Genomic DNA, 23175 nt, shown 5'->3' with positions numbered 1-23175 from the left:
ATTGCTAAGCGCTACAGCTTTATTTGTAGCCTAATGGATACAATAAACTGAAACTATAAAAAAGCGCCTAACACTGATGTGTTAGGCGCTTTTTATGCTCTAATACAAATAGACTGTTTTTTTAGAATTATGGTCCTGAAACGCGCTCAATAGCAACATTACCCACACCTTTACCCGTAATACCGAGTTTTTTGGCAGCACCATAAGACAAATCTAGCACGCGGTTACCATGGAATGGACCACGATCATTCACTTTTACCACGACGCTTTTACCGTTGGTCTTATTGGTGACTTTAACATAGCAATTCAATGGCAGTGAACGATGCGCCGCTGTCAAACCATTCATATCGAATGTTTCACCACTGGCTGTTTTACGACCATGGAATTTACGACCATACCAAGAGGCTAGGCCTGTTTGCTTAAATTTACTGACCGAGTTAGAGGCTACGGCTGTCAGACGCTCTAATACATCTTCATCATTAGTCAGTTGAGAGGTGTCACTGGCTAACAGTGAGCTGCTAAGTGCCAACGAGGTTGGTTGGCGTGCTGACTTCACCAAACTTGATGCGCCATCATGTTGACGGCTAAGCTCACCAAGTACACGATCGATATGGGAGGCGTTATCTTGTGAAATCATCGCAAGAGAGGTTTTGGCTTCTACAGCATTTGCATTAGTAGCAACTGCGGAGCCAGCAAACAATACTGCTGACATGGTAAGTAAACCAGATAAACGCTTATTCATAGATACCTCTATAACTTATACTTTAAAATCTAACTCTAATAGTTCTAGACTGAGCGTGGCAATGTTAGACCAATCTAACAGCGTCACAAACTCTAAAGCCGCATCATCAATATTTTTTTCATATAATTATTGATACTAAACGTGGCTTTTATAGATTTTAAGGTATGGTAATTTTTCATTTTATTATCATAAGCGGGTCAGGATAATACGCCCAAAGATACTTATGAAACGCTCAAATGACAGCTAACGATATTAGTAGAATACCCAATCCGAATACAAAGGTTGAGTACCGAGTCCGCTATATGTGCTATTTACAAACTTTCTAACATTGCTAAATTAATAAAGGTTTTAGAAGGCATTGCGTGTGTTTTTGTTATTAAACCGTTAATTAAGTAGTGTATTTGAAAGCTTGGAATCTACAATTCGCTAACTATACGTACGAGCTACAACCAAAATATAATTAAATGCAAAGTTTATTAGTAGCTATGTACGGGTTATGTATCAAAGTACAGTAAAAGGAGGTTAACGCAATTATTTGTAAAAAACAAGGATTAAAATCTATCAGTACCAATTGGCAACGAAGTGTTTTAATGAGAGGAAATATAAGGGTGTTTTTAATCATTTCAATTAAATCAATGGCTTGTATTTATTATCAAAAGTAGATAGGAGGGTCTTTATGGCAAGTTATAGGACTTGCCATAAAATGATGAAACAATAAAATTTGTTAAAAACCCTTAATTTGTTGTTGATTTATATTTATTTTCAACCATTTTGCATGTAACAATGATTTAGATAAAGGCTTTAATTGGCTGATTCATCCGCCTTACAACTTTTATATAGCCTGTGTCTTTTGATTTTTAACATGAATAGCATTAAGATAAAGTTTGAATGTTCATTAGAGAATCACTGGTAACTGTGCGTCAACTGGGCTTATGAGTGTGAATGGACATAAGTAGTCCAAATCCTGCCATCAAAGTGACGATTGCAGTACCGCCATAGCTAATGAAGGGCAGAGGAACGCCAACGACGGGTAAAATACCACCAACCATACCCACATTAACGAACACATAAACAAAGAAAGACATGGCAATTGCACCCGCTAGTAATCTACTGTATACATCAGGATGGGTGAAAGCGATGTATAAGGCGCGCAGGAGCAAACAGGAATAAATGAACATTAATAAAATCACACCCAACAAGCCAAACTCTTCTGAAAAAGCCGCGATAATAAAATCAGTATGACCTTCTGGTAAAAAATGTAAATGCGACTGCGTGCCTTCTAAATAGCCCTTACCAGTGAGTCCACCCGCACCGATGGCGGTTTTTGACTGAATGATATTCCACCCAGCCCCTTGTACATCGGCTTCAGGATTGAGCAGTGTTAAGACACGGGTACGCTGATAATCATGTAATAGAAAATTCCAAGCAATCGCAATAAGCGGTATCGCTAATATGGCGGCAGCTGAAATCAATCGCCAAGACAACCCTGCCAAAAAAAGCACAAAGATACCACTGGCTGCCACCAATAGCGACGTCCCAAGATCAGGCTCTTTTGCAATTAATAATACAGGGACGATGATTAAGGCTAAGGTAATGACGATGCTAGATAGAGAGGGCGGTAGATCACGCTTGGATAAAAACCAAGCACACATCATTGGCATCCCAAGTTTCATAAATTCTGAGGGTTGCACACTGCCAAACCCTGGTAAATTAATCCAGCGCTGAGCACCCATACGTACTTCACCGATGATATCGACCAATACCAATAAAATTAATCCCATTACATAAAAGATAGGTGTAAAAGTGCGATAAAGGCTAGGCGGTATCTGTGCCATGATAAACATAACCGTAAAGGCCACACCATAGCTGACCATTTGACGTAATACCATACCGACATCTTGACCGGCCGCACTATATAAAATTGTCAAACCAATGCAGCAAACCGTCAATAAGAGAAGGGTCAACCATGGATCGATATGTATACGCTGCCATAACGATGGTGCATGGCCTTGGCCTAAATGATGGCTCTGACGTGAAAAACGGTATTGCGGATTAGAAGACATAGGCAAAGTGTGTCTGGCAATTGAGGTAAGAGGGAATTTTCAAATCAGATCAACATTTAAAGGCAATCGCACCATATCTATATCTATGCAAGTAAAATATCGTAGATAAAGTAACACATAAGAAATAAAGTCACATAATTATAAAAATTATAAGGATAAGTGTTAATTACCAATAACACGCCTCTGATTAGAGGCGATAGTTTAGCTTGCTTGCTGAAAATTTGATAGTATCGATAAAACGTTTTTAGCGGTAGCTTGTTGCAATGACCAATACAAAAAAATATCCTTATAGGCAGATTCACAAGCCTATGCTTGCACTACTCATCTGTGCCAGTAGCATCTCTGTTCATGCCGCTATTATCAGCGACAATAGTGAGCGCCGTATCCAAGTACGTCAGGGTAGTAGTAGTAACGCTCACATCAGACCTTCGACGAATACTACAAGCTATAATTCTGGCGTTACCATGCTGAGTGGCGATAGCATGCAAGGATTGATTGCTCAAAAGCAGCGTGATTTTGAGTTCGATGACAGTCTGTCTATTGAAGAAAATAAGCGCATGAATGTCAATCGGCGCGCACCTGCTTATAATACAACTTACAGTAATAACAGCTACAGCACTGCGAACAATACTTACAATAGTACTTATACTGATTCTATTAGTATGGATTTTAACGCGTGGTTGAATAGCAATAGCTACCGTGCTAGGCAAGTGGCAGATTTTCAACGCTACCTAAATTCGCGGGTAGGGGTACACAATGTACCGCCTATGTCGCAATTGCTCACAACAGCGCGAAGCTGGAGCAAATGTGGTTATGAGCCTTATCAGCTGCCACCGCAAGAGTTATGGGCAAATATCGTCCCGACATTACGTTTGTACGGCGAATTGAAGCATCAAGGAATTCTACCTATCAGTAGTGAAATACGCTCGGTATATCGCAGTCCTGGTCTTAATGACTGTGCAGGCGGTGCCGATAGTAGCAAGCATATGAATGCCAGTGCTATCGACATCTGGGTACCAGAGTATGAAGATAACTTATGGCGGCTCAGTACGATGCAAGATGGCTTATGCCAGTTTTGGCAATATCAGGGGCAATCTCATAATTTCGGTTTAGGGCTATATGCTACGGGTGCGATACATCTAGACACGGATGGTTATCGTAAATGGGGCTTTAATCATGCCAGCAGCTCATCTTCGTGCCGCTATTAAGTCATCTATGATCTATCAAAAAATCAAATAAATATGAGCCAGAGCTAATTAAGTTAGAGTAAAAGCGCTATAATAATACTGATGAAAGGCAGCGCTAAATGATAAATAGTTTAGCATTACAAAACTATGATTAATGATCATTTAGTTTATGAAATCACATAGCGTCTATTGTAAGTAGGATTTATGAAGAAGCGGTATTCAACGATGGTGAAAACACATAAGTCTGATAAGCCAAAAAAAGCGTTTTTACAATCAAATAACACGTATATGGCTTTGTTTGGTTCAGTTTTGCTCTCTCTTTTATTGGTCAGTGCTTGTAGCCCAGAAACGTTTTCTGAACAAGGCTCTCTAACGGCAGAAGATTCCGCTACTGATCCTGACAGAAACTTACAGGACGTTGAAGATATTGAAGATAATATTAAGAACTCTTATGCTCGGCTGGCTTCAAAGCGCTCAGATATCTGTCCAAAACTCATACAAGAAGAAATAGGCAGTCAGGTCGTTGAGCGTACTGCAGAAGTGATGGTGAATAATCATTGTGATTATTTTTTATACCCACGCAGTGGTCAGCAGATCTCGGTTAGCATTAACGACAGTCAAATTGAAGCGCTACTGATAGTGCCAGCGCTGCATGACTTCGCCAATGGTGATTATAAAGTAGACTCTTATGACAAGCACGTGATTCGATTGACCTATAATGGTGCAACTTATAAGCCTGAAAATTTCATGTATGACGTGGCAGTGACTATTTCTGGTTAAGAGCATTATTTTTTGCATGGACAACCCACTATCGACTTTTAGGGGCTGTAGTAGATAAGGATTAAACATCACACCATATTCTCAGAGTTTTAAGCTGAGTAGACGGTGATCCATAGTTGAATCTAAACTCACACTCTTTTAAAAATAAATGGAAGTTCTTCTTATCGATCCCATTATATTTTCTGAGTATTCGTTTAGACTGATTCCAAAAGTTCTCAATGCCATTGATGTGATTGTTTTTACCGCAAGTAAACTCTTTAGAGTGATTGACTCTGAAATGTTTAAAATCGCTCACATCTAACGAATTGTAACTTCGATAACTATCAGTACAAACAAAGCTGTCAGGCTTGATTTTACGCTTAATAACAGACATTAGAGTCGTCTGTTTGGTGTCTGCTACGACAGTGGTATAAACCTTACAATTTCGTTTTAGAATACCAAATACAGCTGTTTTACCAGCAGCCCCGCGACCTCTGTTGCCTTTGCGTACGCCGCCAAAGTAACTTTCATCTAATTTGACTTCACTATCAAAAATCTCATCGGCTTCCAATGAGAGATGAGAATCTATCACAAGTCTTATTTTATGATAAAAAAGTGCCGCAGTGTTAGGCTGGATATTAAGCAAATCTGCGGCTGTTCTAGCAGTTACTCCAGCCGTAAAAAACTCTAATAGCCTTCGCTGTGCTTTTTTACTTATTTTATGCCGCTCTCAACTTATTTTCATAAGTCACTGATTTTAAATATATTATAAATCAGTGGCTTTCTTGAAACTAAATCTAGGCTAGTAAAATCAGGGCTTCGTTTAAGCTGAGAGTGGCGTTTATTTTACAACGGGTTATCTTCATAAAAGTAGTCTAGCATAGTGCTTATCTACTACAGTCCCAGAAATAATTAAGGAAAATTTATGCATATCACTGCTAATTTCGATGCTGGTAATATTGAGGTTATTAATTTAGAAGATAAAAAAAATATCCAATTGGCTATTCGTCCGGACGTTGGAGGCGAGTTTTTTCAGTGGTTTAATTTTCGCCTGACAGGTCAAGTTGGCGAGCAATATGTGCTCAATATTATGAATGCAGAGGATGCAGCATTCCCTGCAGGGTGGGAGAATTACCAAGCGGTAGCGTCGTACGATCGCGACTATTGGTTTCGTCTGCCAACCTCTTATAAAGACGGCAAACTAACCATAACGGCAGAGTTGGAATGTGAAACCATTCAAATTGCTTTTTTTGCCCCTTACAGTGATGAGCGTCATCAAGATTTATTAGCAGCGGTGCAAATGCATCCATTAGTGACGTTAGAGCATTTGGGAGAAACCCTTGATAAGCGCGATTTAACCTTAGTCAAAATTAGTGATGGCGCTAGCAATAACGATGCGCCTAAACGCAATATTTGGATTACGGCGCGTCAGCATCCTGGTGAAACGATGGCTGAATGGTTGGTCGATGGTCTACTGCATAGCTTGTTAGATGGTGATAATGCCACGGGTAAACTGTTATTAGATAAAGCTAATTTCTACATCGTGCCTAATATGAACCCTGATGGTAGCGTGCGCGGTCATCTGCGCACCAACGCAGTCGGTACTAATTTAAACCGTGCTTGGTCAAATCCAAGTTTGGAAACCAGCCCAGAAGTCTTTCATGTCATTAATAAAATGGAAGAAACGGGCGTTGACCTGTTTTATGATGTACACGGTGATGAAGAAATACCTTTTGTGTTCCTTGCTGGCTCGCAGGGTACGCCAAATTATAGCGACCGCCTCGCACGTCTACGCGATAGATTCTCAGAAGTGTTAAAGATCGCCAGTGCCGACTTTCAGACGGAAGAAGGCTATGACGTAGATGCACCGGGTACTGCGAACATGACGCTTGCCACTCACTGGGTTGCCGAACGTTTTGACTGCCTTGCCAATACCTTGGAGATGCCATTTATAGATAACAATAATGTCCCCGATGCGGATACGGGTTGGTCACCAGAGCGCTCTATGAAATTAGGGGAAGCCTCATTAGTGGCTATGTTGGCAGTCGTGGATGATTTACGTGAGTGAATCATTTAGGTGGATTGTTTGGGTTATGAAATCAGTCCATCCACTTAAGGGTTACTTGTTCAACACTCTCTATGCCATCCAAATTTCCTTAGATACGCCATCAGGTTGATCTGCTGCCAGACCTTGCGAGTGCCATAACGGCACTTGCAACCCTACCAGACGTGCTCACTCTTACCGATATAACAATCGTTATGCTAACTGTGCTGTGAGCGTTTGGGTAGGCGAATCTTACTCATAATGCTATTTCTCCATAAAACTATCCCAGATTATTTTGCTTATCTAAGACAGCCCTGAAGATTAAATATCCTTTAATGTAAATATACAGGTATGTTAGCTTTGTGCTTTAATAAATGACAGTTGTCATTTATGAGCATGGTTAATGTAAGTGACATAGTAAGTGGCATAGATAGCCTTGATTTTATCAACGAGTAGTTTTTGGACTTATGGAGCGAGCTATGAATAAAGTATTTAAAAAGATTTGGAGTCAATCACTAGGTTGTATAGTGGTGGTGTCTGAAAATACTAAGAGCGCTGGTAAGACTAGCGGCACGACTGGCACTATCGCCCAAATAGCTCGCTCAAATGACTATAAGATGTTGACCCTAAAAGGGCTTGCCTTCAGTATCGCAGCGATCAGTGGTTCGACAGTGTGGGCAGGCGTGGTATGCGTAACGGATCCTGTTTCTGGAGGAAGTACGGCAAGAGGTGCAATTGCACTAGCCTGTGGAATAAATAATGCAGCAGGCGGTATTAATAGTAGTGCCTTAGGTATTGACAATAAAGCTTCAAATGAAGCGACTAGTGCGCTAGGTTATGCAAATGAAGCAACAGGTAACTCTAGCAATGCAGTGGGGTTTTTCAATAAGTCCTCGGGTAGTTATAGCAGTGCGGTTGGTTATACTAATGCAGCATCAGGTGATTATAGTAGTGCATTAGGCGCTAATAATGAAGCTTCAGTTGAGTACAGTAGTGCTGTTGGTTATAACAATACCGCATCGCGTATCAATAGCAGTGCGATAGGATCTAATAATATCGCCTCAGAGGGTTATAGTAGTGCATTTGGTTATAACAACACGGCATCGAACATAAATAGCAGTGCAATTGGCTATAAAAATACCGCCTCGAATGTAAATAGCAGCGCCGTCGGTTATAATAATACAGCATCAGGTGAGAACAGTAGTGCCGTCGGTTTTGAAAATACATCAGAGGGTGACTATAGTGTTGCAGTTGGTTATCAGAATACCGCATCAGGTACAGACAGCAGCGTGTTTGGCAGTAATAGCCAAGCCACTGCGACAGGCGCAACCGCCATCGGTAGTTTCTCCATTGCAAATGAAAGAGATACAATTTCAGTTGGTAGCAAGGGTTTCGAAAAACGTATCACTAATGTGGCAGATGCGACAAATGATACAGATGCGGTAAATAAACGATATACCGACGACAAAGCGACCGAGACTTTGACCGCCTCCAAAGGTTACACCGACGACAAAGCGACCGAGACTTTGACCGCCTCCAAAGGTTACACCGATGGCAAAGCGACCGAGACTTTGACCGCCTCCAAAGGTTATACCGACGAAAAAGCAACTGAAACCTTAACCGCATCAAAAGGTTATACCGACGGAAAAGCAACCGAGACTTTAACCGCATCGAAAGGTTATACCGACGAAAAAGCAACTGAAACCTTAACCGCATCAAAAGGTTATACCGACGGAAAAGCAACCGAGACTTTAACCGCATCCAAAGGTTACACCGATGGCAAAGCGACCGAGACTTTGACCGCCTCCAAAGGCTATACCGACGGCAAAGCAACCGAGACTTTGACCGCCTCCAAAGGCTATACCGACGAAAAAGCAACTGAAACCTTAACCGCCTCTAAAGGTTATACCGACGAAAAAGCAACTGAAACCTTAACCGCATCAAAAGGTTATACCGACGGAAAAGCAACCGAGACTTTAACCGCATCCAAAGGTTACACCGATGGCAAAGCAACAGAGACTCTGGCATTGTCACAAAGTTATACGAATGATCAGGTATTGAGCGTTAAACAGGACATTGCTGCACAGCATAAATACCTAAGCATCAATGGTGGTACGTCTGCAGAAGCGATTGCTAGTGGAGACAACGCAATGGCTTTAGGCACTAATGCGGCGGCGCAGGGCAAGCAATCTATTGCAATGGGAGATGGAGCCCAAGCAATCGGTGAGCAAGCTATCAGCATTGGCACTGGTAATAAAGTGACTGGAAATCATTCAGGTGCGATTGGCGATCCAAGTACGGTCAGTGGCAATAACAGCTATAGTATGGGCAATAATAATACCGTGTCTGGCGACAATACTTTTGTGCTCGGCAATAATATCAATACTACGGCAAAAAACGCCGTGGTACTCGGTAATGACTCTAGCTCTAGCCGTGAAAACACAGTGTCGGTTGGTTCGGATATTAACCAGCGTCAGATTATCAATGTTGCTAATGGTACCGCTAATAATGACGCAGTCAATGTCAGTCAGTTACAAGACGCAAAAACAAGCGCTATCGAAACCTCGAACACCTATACTGATACTAAATTTAATGCTCTAAATGACTCTATTCACAATTATCTGCAAGACAATGGACAGCGCTTTAAGGAAATTGATGATCGTTTTGATCGTCAAGGTGCGATGAGTGCTGCGATGTTAAACATGGCAACCAGCACGTCAGGTCTACAAGGTAAGAACCGTATAGGCGTGGGCGCAGGTTTTCAGGGCTCCGAGCAAGCGGTCTCATTGGGGTATCAGCGTGTCATTAATCCCAATACCAGCTTTAGTCTCGGTGGTGCTTTCACGAAAGATGAGAACTCTGGTGGCATGGGTATGGGCTTTAGCTGGTAAGCATTAAGTAAACCAAAAGCCAGAAAAAGGACATTAACTTGTCCTTTTTCTCTGATGACCATTTTTACTTATTATCTAAAACTTCTTATAGCCCAAACCTTTTTGAATGCCAATCCTGCCGCGAGCTAAGCGGTCGCTTGAGCTGCCTTATTTCTTTAAGCGCTGCCATAAGCTTAGGGTCATAAGGCAATGTCACAAGGCAATTTATATAATGTCACCTGCGTGCATTACACTTCAACTTACTACCGTGTTCAATAACTCTGTGTATAAATTAACAAAGTTACCCTAACAGCACACCGCATAAACCGACAACAGCTATAACACGTTGAATAATCAAACTGTCTTGCAGGTGAGTGTTTAGATAAGTGGCAAATCCTTTGCCGATAGTATATAGACCTAGCATGGCAATAATCATACCCGTAAAGAAGCCAGCGGTATTACTGTTTGCAGGCACTTCGATTGCATGAGCTGCACCGTGGAACATAGCAAGCGCACCAAAGCCAATGACTAAGGATTTATACACGGTTTTGACGGACATCTCGTGGTTTTGATTCAATGCCACATTAAAGTAGCGGCTCATAAGTGCCATGGTCAGTAGTACGATAGAGAGTAGAATGCCATATTCAATAAACACGCTATTCAAGCTCACACTTAAACTCAGTACAAATCCTGTTACTAGACCAATTAATAGTGCTACAAAGCCTTTTTTAAAGCTGTGCATTTGAGTAAATAGCATCCCCATGCCAAGCGCTAACATCAGATGGTCGAACCCAGTCAAAGGGTGCATGATACCAGACAATATTGAAAGGCTAAATGAGCCATCTGCTGCCATCAACTCATGCCCAGGGTGAGCAAATGCGAGTGTTGGTAGTAATGATAACAGTGCTAAGCCACTGATCATGGTGGTTTTTTGGAAGAGGTTTTTGCGTGTCATCGTTTTGGCTGTGTCTGTTGTCATGATAAATCCTTAATAAATAAACAAATCGATATAAAAACTGACTGATAATCCACTGATCCATCAGCGGTTTGTAGAGCACTTATTGATGCCATCACCTAAGGCATTCTACGCCACACTTAACATGCCTTTATCTAAGATAAAAGCAACAATGTCATCAACGCCTTCACCCGTTTTCATGTTGCTAAAGACCACAGGCTTATCGCCCCGCATTTTTTTGGCATCACGTGCCATCACCTCAAGTGACGCGCCTACGAAAGGGGCAAGGTCGGTTTTATTGATAATGAGCAAGTCCGATTTCATGATACCAGGGCCGCCTTTACGAGGAATTTTATCGCCTGCAGACACGTCAATGACATATAGTGTCAAGTCGGACAATTCAGGGCTAAAAGTTGCTGCCAAATTATCACCACCAGACTCGATGATAATAAGCTCAAGACCTGCAAATTGCTGCTGTAATTCGGCGATGGCAGATAAGTTAATTGAGGCATCTTCACGAATGGCAGTATGCGGGCAGCCACCGGTTTCAACACCGCGAATGCGCTCAGCTGGCATCGCCTCATTGCGGGTTAAAAATTCAGAGTCTTCTTTGGTATAAATATCATTAGTCACCACTGCCATATTGATGTCATCCCGCAGGCGTTGACATAGTCTCAGCGTCAATGCCGTTTTTCCTGAGCCTACAGGGCCACCAATGCCTAAACGTAGCGGAGAGAGCGTCGTTTCTAAATTTTTGTTTTCGACTTTGGGTGTTAGTGCCATAGATAAAGTTCCTTGATGAGAGTTGTGTTTATTAGCGATTAAGAGCGAAATAGGCGGCTGTATTGCCTTTCATGCTGACAAGATAGTATGGCTAAATTTGGTAGGTTGGCGGACATATGTAGCTGTTGATAGAGAAGATTTAGCTTAAATGTTGTTATATCAGAGCGATCAGTCATTAACGCCATATGTTGAGCGTGCGAAAATTTTTGCTGGACATTAGCAGCCAGTGGCTGTATTTGCTGACTTAATAACTGTTGCAGCTGCCAAATGATGCGCTGTCCTGCCATTTGTCCAAGCGGTACGGTTTTGACCGCAGCCAGCACCATGTTTTCAATTTGACCAAAGGCATAGGTGGTCATGGCTTGTACAGGCTTAAGTTGCCAGTGCGAGCTGATATGGGCAAACAGTGGCAAAAAACCATGAACGAGTAAGCTATCAGGCACATTGAGCTCAAGAACATTATCTAACCATGCGGATAAAGACAGTGCCAATTGACTTGACTCATAGACGAATTCTTTGGTTTCGCGGCTAGCGTGGTAATCGGCACCTAAAGCATCAGTCAGCGCCACATCATTAATCATAAGTGCTTCTATCATCAGAGCCAGTAGCGGTAGCTCATAACGACACAATGCCAGTTCCAAATAATCACTCATAAAATCCATGCTACTGCTTTCATCATGAATAAGCCCTGACTCGATAGCAGGCTCTATGCCTTGCGAGTAGGTATAACTGCCAATAGGTAGGTTGCTTGACGCCAGCATGAGCAAACGTCCAGTTACCTCTGTATTATTCAGATCATTTATACCTTGTGCGGTACGGGTAGTCTGCTGTGAGTGTGTGGCGTGATTAGTCATGATTATGCTCATGGCTATGGCTGTGAGCGTCAGAGTGATTATGCTGATGGTTATCACTATGTGCATGGCTATGACTATGATCACGATTGTGGCTATGAGAGTGAGAATGTCCGCCGTGCTCACCTTTATACGCACCCGTTTCTGGCTCAAATGGCGCTTGTACGGCTTGGGTATGTAGGCCAAGTTGATGTAACATCGCTTCTAAAACATGGTCAGGCTCAAAGTAGAGTGCATTAGGTGTCAGCATTAAAGGCACATGGCGGTTGCCTAAATGGTAAGCGCCCTTCATAAGGTCAAAATCATTATCGGCAGTCACTTCGATTAATCCCTGCTTGGCAGCTATTATTTGTATCAAGTTGCCTTGATAGTCTGCTAAAACACTGCCATTCTTAATGGTTTCCGTACGTGGCAAATCAACACCAATGGATTCTTGATGCTGAGTTTCTGCTTTAAAACGGCTACGCTGACGGGTATCGAAATCTAAATATAAAAAGTTTTCTGCCTGTTTTTGCCTATCAATAACTGCTTGTTGTTCAGCGCTAAGGGTTGATAGATCAAGACGTTGCGTATAAATGTTCATAATTATGTTTATAGTCCGTTAAAGTAGATGGTTGACAGCTGATGGTGGATTGTCAGCACGACAATAAAAAGCAGCTAGAATAGAAAATAGCGCTGTGCCATCGGTAGATAGTCGGCAGGCTCACAGGTCAGCAGCTCACCATCGGCGTACACTTCATAGGTTTCCGGGTTGACCTCCATCTTAGGACAGTAGCTATTAAACTTCATGTCTTGTTTACGTACCTTACGAATGTTGTGTACCGCTTTAATGACCTTTTCTAACCCTAGTTGTCTAGCAACCCCCTTATCAATAGCCGCACTTGACATAAAGGTGATGCAAGTCTGCGCCACTGTTTTGGGCAAGCTGCCAAACATGCTGCGATAGTGCACAGGCTGCGGGGTTGAAATGGAAGCATTGAGGTCGCCCATGGACGCTGCCGCAATCAAGCCGCCTTTAATGATAAGGTCGGGCTTTACGCCAAAAAATGCAGGCGACCATAAAATTAAATCCGCCCATTTATCTACTTCAATGGATCCCACTTCGTCACTAATGCCATGAGTGATGGCAGGATTGATGGTGTATTTTGCGAGGTAGCGTTTGATACGAAAATTATCATTGCTGCTATCAGAGTCAGTGGGACTTAGCATGATATTTTCTAATGCTTGCTCAGTTTTAGCTGATTGATCAGGAGCCAGATGACCGCGTTGGGCTTTCATTTTATCAGCTGTTTGCCACGTGCGAATAATGACTTCTCCCACGCGTCCCATCGCTTGCGAATCACTACTCATCATGGAGATGGCACCCATGTCTTGTAAAATATCTTCGGCGGCAATGGTTTCTTTACGAATACGGCTTTCTGCAAAAGCGACATCTTCAGCAATGGCTGGGCTCAAGTGGTGACAAACCATGAGCATGTCGAGATGCTCGTCAATGGTATTAATAGTAAAAGGGCGCGTTGGATTGGTTGATGAGGGTAAAACGTTGGTTTCGCCAATAGCTTTTAAGATATCTGGGGCATGACCGCCGCCAGCGCCTTCGGTATGGAAGGTGTGAATACAGCGGTCTTTAAACGCGCCTAGAGTGCTATCTAAATAGCCGCTTTCATTTAACGTATCAGTATGAATCGCCACTTGCACATCATATTCTTCAGCCACGCTAAGGCAGTTATCAATGGCTTTGGGCGTGGAGCCCCAGTCTTCATGAAGCTTAAGCCCGATAGCACCCGCTTCAATCTGCTCTACAATGGGGGCAGGTAGACTAACATTGCCTTTACCTAAGAATCCGATATTCATCGGAATAGCATCAGTGGCTTTTAGCATGCTGTGAATATGATAAGCACCAGGAGTACAAGTGGTGGCAAGAGTACCTTCAGCAGGTCCCGTACCACCGCCTAACATTGTGGTTACACCAGACATTAATGCCGTCTCACACTGCTGCGGTGCAATGAAGTGAATATGGCTATCGATCCCGCCAGCAGTTAATATTTTACCTTCTCCTGCGATAATTTCGGTAGCAGCGCCAATAGGTAACGTCACGTTAGGCTGAATATCAGGGTTACCGGCTTTACCGATACCGCTAATGCGACCGCCCTTAATAGCGACATCTGCCTTATAGATACCGCTGTAGTCCACAATCAAAGCATTGGTAATAATAGTATCGGCAACTTGCTCACCTATTAGCTGTGATTGACCCATACCATCGCGGATTACCTTGCCGCCACCAAATTTAACCTCTTCACCAATGCTGATGCTATCAATATCACGCTGGTGATCAATATGACTGGTCAAATCATACTCAACCTCAAGCCATAAATTCGTATCGGCTAAGCGTACTTTATCCCCTGTGGTAGGGCCAAAATGCTCGGCATAGATACGTCGGTCAATGCGTTTTTTTGAGGTATTTTGAGAGGTTTTAGGGTCTACAACGCCCATAACCTTGCCTGAAAAACCATAAATGTGTCGCTTACCGGCGATAGCGACTAGCTCAACTTCGCGCGCTTGGCCCGGCTCAAAGCGTACCGCAGTACCAGATAAGATATTGAGTCGATAGCCAAGCGTCGACTCTCGATCAAAGCTCAGTGCTGCATTGACTTCATAGAAGTGATAGTGAGAACCGATTTGAATAGGGCGGTCGCCGGTATTGATTACCGTTATGGTTTGAACATATCGACCAGCATTCAAAGCCATATCGCCTGCTTTAATATTATATTCGCCTGCTTTTATCGTCATTTTTATTATCCTTAATCGTCTTATGGCAATGGCTCTAGTTCAATATCGTTTTATACAGCTTCATAGCAAACAAGCTATACGATGGGGTTATGCACTGTCACTAGCTTAGTGCCATCGGGGAAAGTCGCTTCAACTTGGACATCATGTATCATCTCTGCAATGCCTTCCATGACGTCATCGGCAGAGAGATAAGTGGCTCCTTCACTCATCAGTTGCGCCACGGTTTTGCCATCACGCGCGCCTTCCATCAGTAACATGCTGATATAAGCGATAGACTCAGGATAATTGAGCTTGACGCCGCGGTTTTTACGACGTTCCGCCACCATGCCTGCGGTAAATAGTAAGAGCTTATCTTTTTCGGTAGGATTTAACTGCATAAAACTTCCTTAATAATTATTGTCTTTTGAAGACTATGATTCGTTTTTAATCTTTATCAAGTAAATAGGATAAGTAGAGTCACTCTAGTTTGATTAAGCCTTGTTCAAGGATGATAGTATGCAGGAGCACATGGTATTAGGTATCCCAAATCCTTGGTCGATGAGGCTCAAGCGTGTACCATTTAGACCTAATAAGCTCGCGGACTTGGTAAAAAGCCTCGAAGCAAGCGCGCACATCTGCTCCTAAATAACGGCAATTAATACCTTGAAAATTGTGAGTACAGTGAATGGGTAGTGACTGCGTATCAATGAGATGGCGTAGCTCGGTAATAGTGGCATCTAAATATTGACCGAGCTTGAGCGGATTATTCTGTAGTTCTGGCGCAATGACCTCTGTGCTAGGTATTGCCCAAAAAGAGCCATGCACATGTTGATTGTTCAGTCCTAATGGTGAGATAAACCAGCGCGTATTTGCTTGCTGGGAGGTGCACTCACTGACCAATAAATTACTCTCACGCCATATCTCTAAGCGGTTAACATAATGACCATTAGCAAAAGTCTCTTGATACGCTTGACGTCCAAATACCGCAATATCCCAAGTCAACAAACTTGCTGTCTTAGCTAAATAAAATCGGTTATTGGCATTAGAGTTGGAATAATCGTAGTAGATGCTTTCTTGGGGTAGCCATTCAAGGACAGCGTGGTCATCGAGGCGGGCGTCGATATGCTGTTCTGCGCTGACAACATCATTAAAACAGTCGTTAGAGGTGTTGCTGTTTGCCGATTGAGTACCGTTGTTAACTTTTGATAAGTCGCTGGGTCTAGAGGATCGTAATGATTGGCGTTGCCCGTACCATTTTCCGGCTCCAGGAGTAGTAATCACCGCATGGCTATTAGATTTTAGGTTGAATTCCAACGTTAAGTGGTCATCATCGGCGATACCAGCAGGAGGATATAATACATAAATATGGCAAATCCCTGCTTGGCTGTTATCAGTACTATCAGGCTCAGGATACAGAGCGCGCTGCACCATGAGTGCGCCAGTATGAGCACGATGACACAGCCGAGTTTTTGCAGCATTAGAGGCGCAGTCGAAATGAAGCTGTAGTGAGGATTGCCAAGTCAAAACTGTATTTCCTTTTAGAAAGTGTCTTTTTAGAAAGTGTCCTTCTAGATTGCCACCAATTCTTGAATGTTATTTTTTGCCATGTCACATCCAGCCCCTTGAGCTATCACTTGTCCTCTAGAAAGCACGGTATAGTTATCGGCAAGCTCTTCTGCAAACTCATAAAACTGCTCGACCAGTACAATAGCCACTTCACCTTGATAACCTAAATCCCTAATGACCCGCCCGATGTCCTTGATGATAGAGGGCTGAATGCCTTCAGTCGGCTCATCAAGTACTAGTACTCGAGGCTCTGATGCAAGCGCACGAGCAATAGCAAGTTGCTGCTGCTGACCGCCAGATAAATCGCCACCGCGGCGATGCTTCATTTCGTCCAGCACTGGAAATATATCATATAAGTGTTTGGGTACTTTACTTGCTTTACGTTGAGAGAATTTCGCCATGCCAATCAGAATGTTTTCTTCAACGGTCAAAGTAGAAAATATATCGCGTCCTTGCGGCACATAAGCGAGTCCTGCGCGCACACGCTGCTCAGGCGTCATCTGACTAATGTCCTTACCGTCTAATAAAATCTCACCTGATTTGATTGGTAGGATGCCCATCAAACATTTAAGCAAGGTGGTTTTACCGACGCCATTACGACCCAGTACCACGCTACATTCTCCTACAGGTGCGGCGAGGGTGACATCACGTAAAATGTGACTGCCACCGTAATATTGATTTATGGCATTGATTTCTAACATATAAGCACCTCTGTTTTTTAGGTCCATGTCTAAGTACTACTATCAATTATCGACCTAGATAGGTCTCAATAACGGCCTCATTATTCTGTACTTCACTCAACGTGCCTTCAGCCAAAATAGCGCCATTTGCCAAAACCGTCACTTTCTCACTGATGGCATCAATAAAAGTCATGTCATGCTCCACCACGATTAAGGTGTGATTCTTTTTAAGACGCAGACATAACTCAGCGGTATGTTCCGTTTCGGCATCTGTCATGCCTGCTACTGGTTCATCAAGTAAGATAAGTTTTGGTCTTTGCATCAGTAACATCCCAATCTCTAGCCACTGCTTTTGACCATGAGACAATAATCCTGCTGGCTTGCTAATCAGCTCTTTTAGGCGTATTTGATCAAGCGTTGAGTCAAGAGTATCTTGGATTTCTGCGTCAATTTTAGTAAACCAGCTTTTTGATACCCGTTTGTCCTTTGGTGCAGCCAGCATTAAGTTATCAAGTACGGTAAATTTCTCAAATACGGTGGGTTTTTGAAACTTACGGCCAATGCCTGCTTCGGCTATTTCTTCGGTAGATAGTTTGGCTAAATTATGTACTTGACCAAAAAATGCGCTACCTGTGGTCGGGCGCGTTTTACCAGTGATGACATCCATTAACGTGGTTTTACCTGCACCATTAGGACCAATGATGCAGCGCAGCTCGCCTGCCTCAATGTATAGAGATAAATCATTGAGTGCGCGGAACGAGTCAAACCACACGCTAACGCCTTCTAAATACAGCGCAATACCATGTCTCATATCCGGCCCTGATTTGGGAACAGGATGCGCCAAGCCACCACTATCTCCGTAATCTTCAGTCAGAGTAGTGACTGGTCGGGTAGGCGTGTTTTCTGCAATCGTTATGTTATTTGTATTGTCAAAACTTCCCATTGGCTTATGTATACTAGAATCATTTTTATTTTTAATAAGTCCATCGTTAGCCGTTTTTTGGGAAGCAGCATTATTACATATTATTGACATTATTCTTTTTCCTTCTTAAGACGATCAAGTACGCCAATGATGCCGTTAGGGAGAAATATAGTAACCACTACAAATAATCCGCCTAGAATAAGCAACCAGAACTCTGGGTAGGCGACGGTAAAATAGGTTTTAATCACATTGACTGTACCAGCGCCTACAATGGCACCGATTAATGAACCTCTGCCTCCAGCAGCCACCCAGACTGCCATCTCGATAGAGTTGACGGGGTTCATCTCGCCTGGGTTAATGATACCAACTTGCGGTACATATAGAGCACCAGCGATACCAGCTATCATTGCAGACAATACCCAAGCTGAAAGCTTGTACCAAAGCGTGCGATAGCCTAGATATTGCAAGCGATTTTCACTATCACGGATGGCACCAAGCACACGCCCATAAGGCTGGCTCATCAGATAGCGTAGTCCAAGATAGGACAGTAGCAGCGCCAAAGCAGTCGTAAAACACAGCACAGCCCTCGTTGAAGAGGCGGTGATGTCATAGCCTAATAGCGTGGTAAAACCTGTGAAGCCATTGTTACCACCGAAGCCTGTTTCGTTACGGAAGAATAATAAGGCGGCAGCATAGGTCATGGCTTGGGTGATAATCGAAAAATAAACCCCTTTGATTTTTGAGCGAAAAGCAAAATAGCCAAAGATAAAAGCGACCAGACCGGGAACTAGCACCACTAAAGCCATCGCCCACCAGAAATGTTGAGTGCCTGCCCAGTACCACGGCAATTCGGTCCAACTCAAAAAACGCATAAAATCTGGCAAGCCCGTGCCAGCAGTTTCACGCGTCAAGTACATACCAAAAGCATAACCTCCTAGCGCAAAATAAAGACCATGACCTAAGCTTAGAATGCCGGCATAGCCCCAGACCAAGTCTAAAGCCAGTGCTACCATGGCGAGCGCCATTATTTTACCAATCAAAGTTATCCAATAAGCAGACAGGTGAAAACTAGAGGTTTCAGGTAACAAATGGAGCCAAGGCAATATCAGTAGCACTAAAAAACACAAACCAATCAAAATAGCATTACGTGGGGAATCAGATAATAATTGAGTCAAACGCATGAGGTTCTCCTTAATCCACAAAACGGCCTTTGAGGGCGAATAAACCTTGTGGACGTTTTTGAATAAACAAAATCACAAGAACCAGTAACACAATCTTAGCCATCACAGCACCAATGCCAATCTCAAGCACCGTACCACTGACACCAAGACCTAAAGATGCCAATACCGCGCCCCATACTTGCCCAACACCGCCAACCACGACGACTAAGAACGCATCAATAATATAAGTTTGACCTAAGTCGGGTCCGACGTTACCCACTTGTGCTAGAGCGCAGCCAGCGAGACCGGCCAACCCTGAACCAAGGCCGAATGCCAACATGTCGATGCGAGCAGAGGAGATACCAACTGCACGTGCCATTTGCCGGTTTTGAGTCACAGCGCGCACAAATAGCCCAAAGCGAGTCTTGTTCAGTAAGTACACCAATAGCATAAGAATGATGATGGTAAAGCCGATAATAGCGATACGATTGAAGGGGAGCACAAGGCTCGAGGATACTTGATATGCACCGCTCAACCAGTCGACATTGCTGACTTCGACGTTTTGTGCGCCAAATATCATCCGAACCAACTGCATGAGAATCAGACTGACACCGAAGGTTGCCAGTAAGGTTTCAAGCTCACGACCATAAAGCGGGCGAATAATGATTCGTTCGATAACCATGCCAATAATGGCACTAACTAAAAAAGCGACGGGTATAGCAGCAACCAGATACCATCCAGTCATACTAGGAAAATACGCTTGAAAGAGATTTTGCACCATATAAGTGGCGTAAGCACCAATCATAATGAGCTCACCATGAGCCATATTGATGACACCCAGTAGCCCAAAAGTAATGGCCAGCCCTAATGCTGCGAGTAGTAAGATGCTTGCCGTACTAAGCCCCGTGAATAGATGACCTATCCAAGTACTGATGGTAATGCGCTGCTCAATACTATCCTCAGCGTCTAACAGCGCAGATTTGAGCACAGGATCGATATCATCTGCCGCCAATGCTTTTTTAACATCCACTAATACTTGTGGGCTATCGCTATCAGCAAGCACGGTAAGCGCGGCAATTTGCTTGGTGACGTCGCCATCTCTAAAATCAATTCTTGCTTGTAAAATACTCAGCGCCGTTTTGACATCGTCGTCTTGCTCATTAGCGGCAGCAGTACTTATAAGTACTGGATCTAGCTGTTCGATATTGTCCGCTAAGATGGCAACTGCCTGCACACGTTGCGTAGGATCGTTTGACTCAAGCTTAACCTTGGCTTGTCCAAATACTAAGGCTGAGCGTAGCGTATTGGTCAAAGTCACTTGCGCCAAGTCACTAGGCCACTCGGTGGTCAGCTGCTTAGCAGGATAAGTAAATAGCTCATCTTCGCTGTTAAGTAGGTAGGTTTGCCCACCATTACCTTGGTACAGCTCATCGTTTTTTATCAGCTCAACTAAAGTATCCAAACTCTCAACTGACCCCGGCCACTGGTTGAGCATGGTTTGGCGAATGGTGAAGTCAGCAGCAACGAACTGTTCGATAGCATCCCCTTTACTTATCGCAAGATCAGCTGATGTTGTTAGAGACTGCTTGTTTTGAGCAAGCAAGGTGTCGTCTTGAGCAAGTAAGGTCTCTTCACTTACAGCATTGGATGTCGCTGCCACAGTATTAGTCGATAGTTTCTCGCCATGGCTGTGTACTGCTGATGTCTCGTGAGCATGAGCAGGCGATGTGATAGCAATGAGAAGGAGTAAAGATAGTAAGGCGATGATAAAAGTTTTGTTAAAATAATTGGCTTGCGCGTCACTTTTATAATAGGAAGAGTAATGTGACATGATGGTTCCTTTTTTGCAGTCAACACTCCTTTAACCTCTACTAAAAACTGTTTTATCAGTAGAGGTTAAAGGGTTGCTGGTATTGATACCATTAAGGGGCTAAGGATTATGGACTGAGGCTTGGGTGACCATAAACTTATTTAGGGATGTACTGACTCCATGGCTCAGCACGAATGACTGTTGGCGTTTTGCTGATTACATCGAACTGACCATCGGCACGGATTTGACCGATCATGACAGGCTTCCATAAATGATGGTTTTCCTCATCCATTTTCAGCGTGTACCCTGATGGCGCGTCAAAAGTCTGACCTCCCATACTAATACGCACTTTATCGACATTAGTCGTACCAGCTTTTTCGACTGCTTGTTTCCACATATTGATACCCACGTAGGTGGCTTCCATAGGATCATTGGTCACGACCTTGTCAGCATTGGGTAGCTTATGATCCAGCGCATATTTCTTATATTTTTTAGTGAAGTCGCTGTTGACAGGATTTTTAACCGACATAAAGTAGTTCCATGATGCCAAATGCCCCTGCAATAAGCTGGTATCGATACCGCGAAGCTCTTCTTCTCCTACTGAGAATGCCATGACTGGAATATCAGATGCTTTAATGCCTTGGTTGGCAAGCTCGCGATAAAAGGGTACGTTTGAATCCCCATTAATGGTAGAGATAACCGCCGTCTTTTTACCGGTAGAGAAGCTTTTAATATTACCAACGATGGTCTGATAGTTGCTAAAACCGAAAGGGGTGTACTCTTCCATGATGTCTGTTTCAGCGACTCCTTTAGACTTTAAAAAAGCACGCAGTATCTGGTTAGTAGTCCGAGGATAGACATAATCGGTCCCAAGTAAGACAAAGCGTTCTGCACTACCACCCTCTGGACTCATTAAGTATTCAACGGCAGGAATGGCTTGTTGGTTAGGTGCAGCACCAGTGTAGAAGATATTTTCTGACTGCTCTTGACCCTCGTACTGAACAGGGTAGAACATGAGGCCATTTAACTCTTCAACGACAGGCAGCACGGACTTACGTGATACCGACGTCCAACCACCAAATATCACATCCACTTTGTCTTGAGTTAACAGCTGACGTGCTTTTTCAGCGAATAACGGCCAATCAGAAGCGGGATCTACGACGATTGGCTCTAGCTGCTTACCCAACACACCGCCATTGGCATTAATTTCATCAATGGTCATGAGCGCAGTATCTTTTAATGATGTTTCAGAGATGGCCATCGTCCCAGATAAAGAATGCAAGATACCAACTTTGATGGTGTCACCATCTGCCACAGGGGTAGTAGCGATCTCGGCCGTTTCGGTTTTTGTGGCTGTAGAATTGGTTTCTGCACTGGTTTCCGCAGGTTTTTGACAACCTATAAGACTTAAGCTGCCGACAACGGCTACTGCTAGCAGAGACAAACGTGATGTCAATTTTGAGTCGATACGATAATTTGTACTGATAGGAGTAGCAGTGATAAGCGTTGGCAATAAAGACATATATTTCTCCAGAAAGATAAAGTAGCAGCCTGGTAGGCCGAGTGAACGAGCCATTCCTAACTGCTATTAATACTTCAATATCTATGCCAATATAAAATACTAGACAAATGCACCAATATCGGTCTTTTTAGGAGATATTGCACTTTTTTCGCACCATGATGGTTTTTATGATTTTCTATGCACCATTTATGTCTGGTTAAGAAATGCTAAAGCGGTATAAAATATGACGATATCAGAAGCGATGTTTTTTTGAGTTCAGAAAGTGTGAACAGAAGGAAATTAAGAAGCAAACGTACTAAATGATATTAACGCAACTAAAGATAAGTTTTTTTAGCTAAAGCACGTTAGCCATTACGCTTGGTAGCTAGCTTGGGATGAAGTCTGACATTTAGTTTTTATAATAGGGTGCTGATCTATGCTGAAGAAACCGTAAATTTACCCTGCGTAAGTAAAATATTTATTCGCTTATTTGTATCAGTACCAGTAAAATGC

Annotated in this window: 18 protein-coding genes and 1 pseudogene; 4 read left to right on the top strand and 15 right to left on the bottom strand. The window is 43.1% G+C overall.

The features are described 5' to 3' along the window. Positions 1-127: 127 nt before the first annotated feature. Positions 128-469: pseudogene (locus ACT3S4_RS09280) on the bottom strand (septal ring lytic transglycosylase RlpA family protein); the annotation flags it as partial. A gap of 1193 nt (positions 470-1662) precedes the next feature. Then, the gene (rodA, locus tag ACT3S4_RS09275) at positions 1663-2805 is read right to left on the bottom strand and encodes a rod shape-determining protein RodA (RefSeq protein ID WP_055124925.1); all 1143 of its coding nucleotides are present in this window, start codon (positions 2803-2805) and stop codon (positions 1663-1665) included. 263 nt (positions 2806-3068) lie between these two features. On the opposite strand from rodA, the gene ACT3S4_RS09270 reads away from it, so the two are divergent. Both ACT3S4_RS09270 and ACT3S4_RS09265 read left to right on the top strand, forming a co-directional pair. Continuing rightward, positions 3069-4013 carry a D-Ala-D-Ala carboxypeptidase family metallohydrolase gene (locus ACT3S4_RS09270; protein WP_443518149.1) on the top strand — a complete coding sequence of 315 codons (945 nt, stop codon included), beginning with the start codon at positions 3069-3071 and terminating at the stop codon, positions 4011-4013. A 183-nt stretch (positions 4014-4196) separates the two neighbouring features. Beyond that, a complete protein-coding gene (locus ACT3S4_RS09265) occupies positions 4197-4772 on the top strand; it encodes a hypothetical protein (RefSeq protein WP_444760938.1) in 576 nt (191 codons plus the stop codon). Positions 4773-4833: 61 nt separating this feature from the next. On the opposite strand, the gene ACT3S4_RS09260 is transcribed toward ACT3S4_RS09265, so the two are convergent. After that, positions 4834-5469 carry an IS1595 family transposase gene (locus ACT3S4_RS09260; RefSeq protein WP_201560935.1) on the bottom strand — a complete coding sequence of 212 codons (636 nt, stop codon included), beginning with the start codon at positions 5467-5469 and terminating at the stop codon, positions 4834-4836. 207 nt (positions 5470-5676) lie between these two features. Here ACT3S4_RS09260 and ACT3S4_RS09255 point away from each other — a divergent pair, with 207 nt between their 5' ends. Further along, positions 5677-6819: a M14 family metallopeptidase gene (locus ACT3S4_RS09255; protein WP_201560922.1), complete on the top strand. Its 1143-nt coding sequence runs from the start codon at positions 5677-5679 to the stop codon at positions 6817-6819. A gap of 455 nt (positions 6820-7274) precedes the next feature. Further along, positions 7275-9686, top strand: a complete 2412-nt coding sequence (locus tag ACT3S4_RS09250) for an ESPR-type extended signal peptide-containing protein (protein ID WP_444760937.1) — start codon at positions 7275-7277, stop codon at positions 9684-9686. Positions 9687-9966: 280 nt separating this feature from the next. On the opposite strand, the gene ACT3S4_RS09245 is transcribed toward ACT3S4_RS09250, so the two are convergent. From ACT3S4_RS09245 to urtA, 12 genes are all read right to left on the bottom strand, one after another. Beyond that, positions 9967-10644, bottom strand: a complete 678-nt coding sequence (locus tag ACT3S4_RS09245; RefSeq protein ID WP_201560962.1) for a HupE/UreJ family protein — start codon at positions 10642-10644, stop codon at positions 9967-9969. 105 nt (positions 10645-10749) lie between these two features. Next, complete coding sequence (gene ureG / locus ACT3S4_RS09240; RefSeq protein ID WP_201560961.1) at positions 10750-11403, bottom strand: urease accessory protein UreG; 654 nt, start codon at positions 11401-11403, stop codon at positions 10750-10752. A gap of 38 nt (positions 11404-11441) precedes the next feature. Then, positions 11442-12257, bottom strand: coding sequence for an urease accessory protein UreF (locus ACT3S4_RS09235; RefSeq protein ID WP_201560960.1), 816 nt, complete (start codon positions 12255-12257; stop codon positions 11442-11444). Beyond that, positions 12250-12837, bottom strand: a complete 588-nt coding sequence (gene ureE / locus ACT3S4_RS09230; protein ID WP_201560959.1) for an urease accessory protein UreE — start codon at positions 12835-12837, stop codon at positions 12250-12252. The genes ACT3S4_RS09235 and ureE overlap by 8 nt, the downstream gene beginning before the upstream one ends. Positions 12838-12911: 74 nt before the next feature. After that, a complete protein-coding gene (gene ureC / locus ACT3S4_RS09225; protein WP_201560958.1) occupies positions 12912-15044 on the bottom strand; it encodes an urease subunit alpha in 2133 nt (710 codons plus the stop codon). 74 nt (positions 15045-15118) lie between these two features. Continuing rightward, complete coding sequence (ureA, locus tag ACT3S4_RS09220) at positions 15119-15421, bottom strand: urease subunit gamma (protein ID WP_010200554.1); 303 nt, start codon at positions 15419-15421, stop codon at positions 15119-15121. A gap of 136 nt (positions 15422-15557) precedes the next feature. Further along, positions 15558-16547, bottom strand: a complete 990-nt coding sequence (locus ACT3S4_RS09215; protein ID WP_444760936.1) for an urease accessory protein UreD — start codon at positions 16545-16547, stop codon at positions 15558-15560. A 44-nt stretch (positions 16548-16591) separates the two neighbouring features. Further along, positions 16592-17290, bottom strand: coding sequence for an urea ABC transporter ATP-binding subunit UrtE (gene urtE / locus ACT3S4_RS09210; protein ID WP_109589713.1), 699 nt, complete (start codon positions 17288-17290; stop codon positions 16592-16594). Between the two features lie 46 nt (positions 17291-17336). After that, a complete protein-coding gene (urtD, locus tag ACT3S4_RS09205) occupies positions 17337-18302 on the bottom strand; it encodes an urea ABC transporter ATP-binding protein UrtD (protein WP_109589715.1) in 966 nt (321 codons plus the stop codon). Then, a complete protein-coding gene (gene urtC / locus ACT3S4_RS09200; RefSeq protein WP_444760935.1) occupies positions 18302-19372 on the bottom strand; it encodes an urea ABC transporter permease subunit UrtC in 1071 nt (356 codons plus the stop codon). The genes urtD and urtC overlap by 1 nt, the downstream gene beginning before the upstream one ends. Before the next feature lie 10 nt (positions 19373-19382). Further along, a complete protein-coding gene (gene urtB, locus ACT3S4_RS09195; RefSeq protein WP_201560954.1) occupies positions 19383-21182 on the bottom strand; it encodes an urea ABC transporter permease subunit UrtB in 1800 nt (599 codons plus the stop codon). A 136-nt stretch (positions 21183-21318) separates the two neighbouring features. Next, positions 21319-22629 (bottom strand): urea ABC transporter substrate-binding protein, encoded by a 1311-nt coding sequence (urtA, locus tag ACT3S4_RS09190; RefSeq protein ID WP_201560966.1) that lies wholly within the window; start codon positions 22627-22629, stop codon positions 21319-21321. Between the last annotated feature and the right edge of the window lie 546 nt (positions 22630-23175).

The sequence above is a fragment of the Psychrobacter sp. AOP30-A2-5 genome (assembly GCF_052378115.1).
Taxonomy (GTDB): domain Bacteria; phylum Pseudomonadota; class Gammaproteobacteria; order Pseudomonadales; family Moraxellaceae; genus Psychrobacter.
This window is presented reverse-complemented; position numbering and strand designations above follow the sequence as displayed.

What these genes read in the sequence shown, in the direction of transcription:
- rodA (WP_055124925.1), bottom strand. Translation starts at nt 2,805, where the DNA reads ATGTCTTCTAATCCGCAATACCGTTTTTCACGTCAGAGCCATCATTTA.
- ACT3S4_RS09270 (WP_443518149.1), top strand. Translation starts at nt 3,069, where the DNA reads ATGACCAATACAAAAAAATATCCTTATAGGCAGATTCACAAGCCTATG.
- ACT3S4_RS09265 (WP_444760938.1), top strand. Translation starts at nt 4,197, where the DNA reads ATGAAGAAGCGGTATTCAACGATGGTGAAAACACATAAGTCTGATAAG.
- ACT3S4_RS09255 (WP_201560922.1), top strand. Translation starts at nt 5,677, where the DNA reads ATGCATATCACTGCTAATTTCGATGCTGGTAATATTGAGGTTATTAAT.
- ACT3S4_RS09250 (WP_444760937.1), top strand. Translation starts at nt 7,275, where the DNA reads ATGAATAAAGTATTTAAAAAGATTTGGAGTCAATCACTAGGTTGTATA.
- ACT3S4_RS09245 (WP_201560962.1), bottom strand. Translation starts at nt 10,644, where the DNA reads ATGACAACAGACACAGCCAAAACGATGACACGCAAAAACCTCTTCCAA.
- ureG (WP_201560961.1), bottom strand. Translation starts at nt 11,403, where the DNA reads ATGGCACTAACACCCAAAGTCGAAAACAAAAATTTAGAAACGACGCTC.
- ACT3S4_RS09235 (WP_201560960.1), bottom strand. Translation starts at nt 12,257, where the DNA reads ATGACTAATCACGCCACACACTCACAGCAGACTACCCGTACCGCACAA.
- ureE (WP_201560959.1), bottom strand. Translation starts at nt 12,837, where the DNA reads ATGAACATTTATACGCAACGTCTTGATCTATCAACCCTTAGCGCTGAA.
- ureC (WP_201560958.1), bottom strand. Translation starts at nt 15,044, where the DNA reads ATGACGATAAAAGCAGGCGAATATAATATTAAAGCAGGCGATATGGCT.
- ureA (WP_010200554.1), bottom strand. Translation starts at nt 15,421, where the DNA reads ATGCAGTTAAATCCTACCGAAAAAGATAAGCTCTTACTATTTACCGCA.
- urtE (WP_109589713.1), bottom strand. Translation starts at nt 17,290, where the DNA reads ATGTTAGAAATCAATGCCATAAATCAATATTACGGTGGCAGTCACATT.
- urtD (WP_109589715.1), bottom strand. Translation starts at nt 18,302, where the DNA reads ATGTCAATAATATGTAATAATGCTGCTTCCCAAAAAACGGCTAACGAT.
- urtC (WP_444760935.1), bottom strand. Translation starts at nt 19,372, where the DNA reads ATGCGTTTGACTCAATTATTATCTGATTCCCCACGTAATGCTATTTTG.
- urtB (WP_201560954.1), bottom strand. Translation starts at nt 21,182, where the DNA reads ATGTCACATTACTCTTCCTATTATAAAAGTGACGCGCAAGCCAATTAT.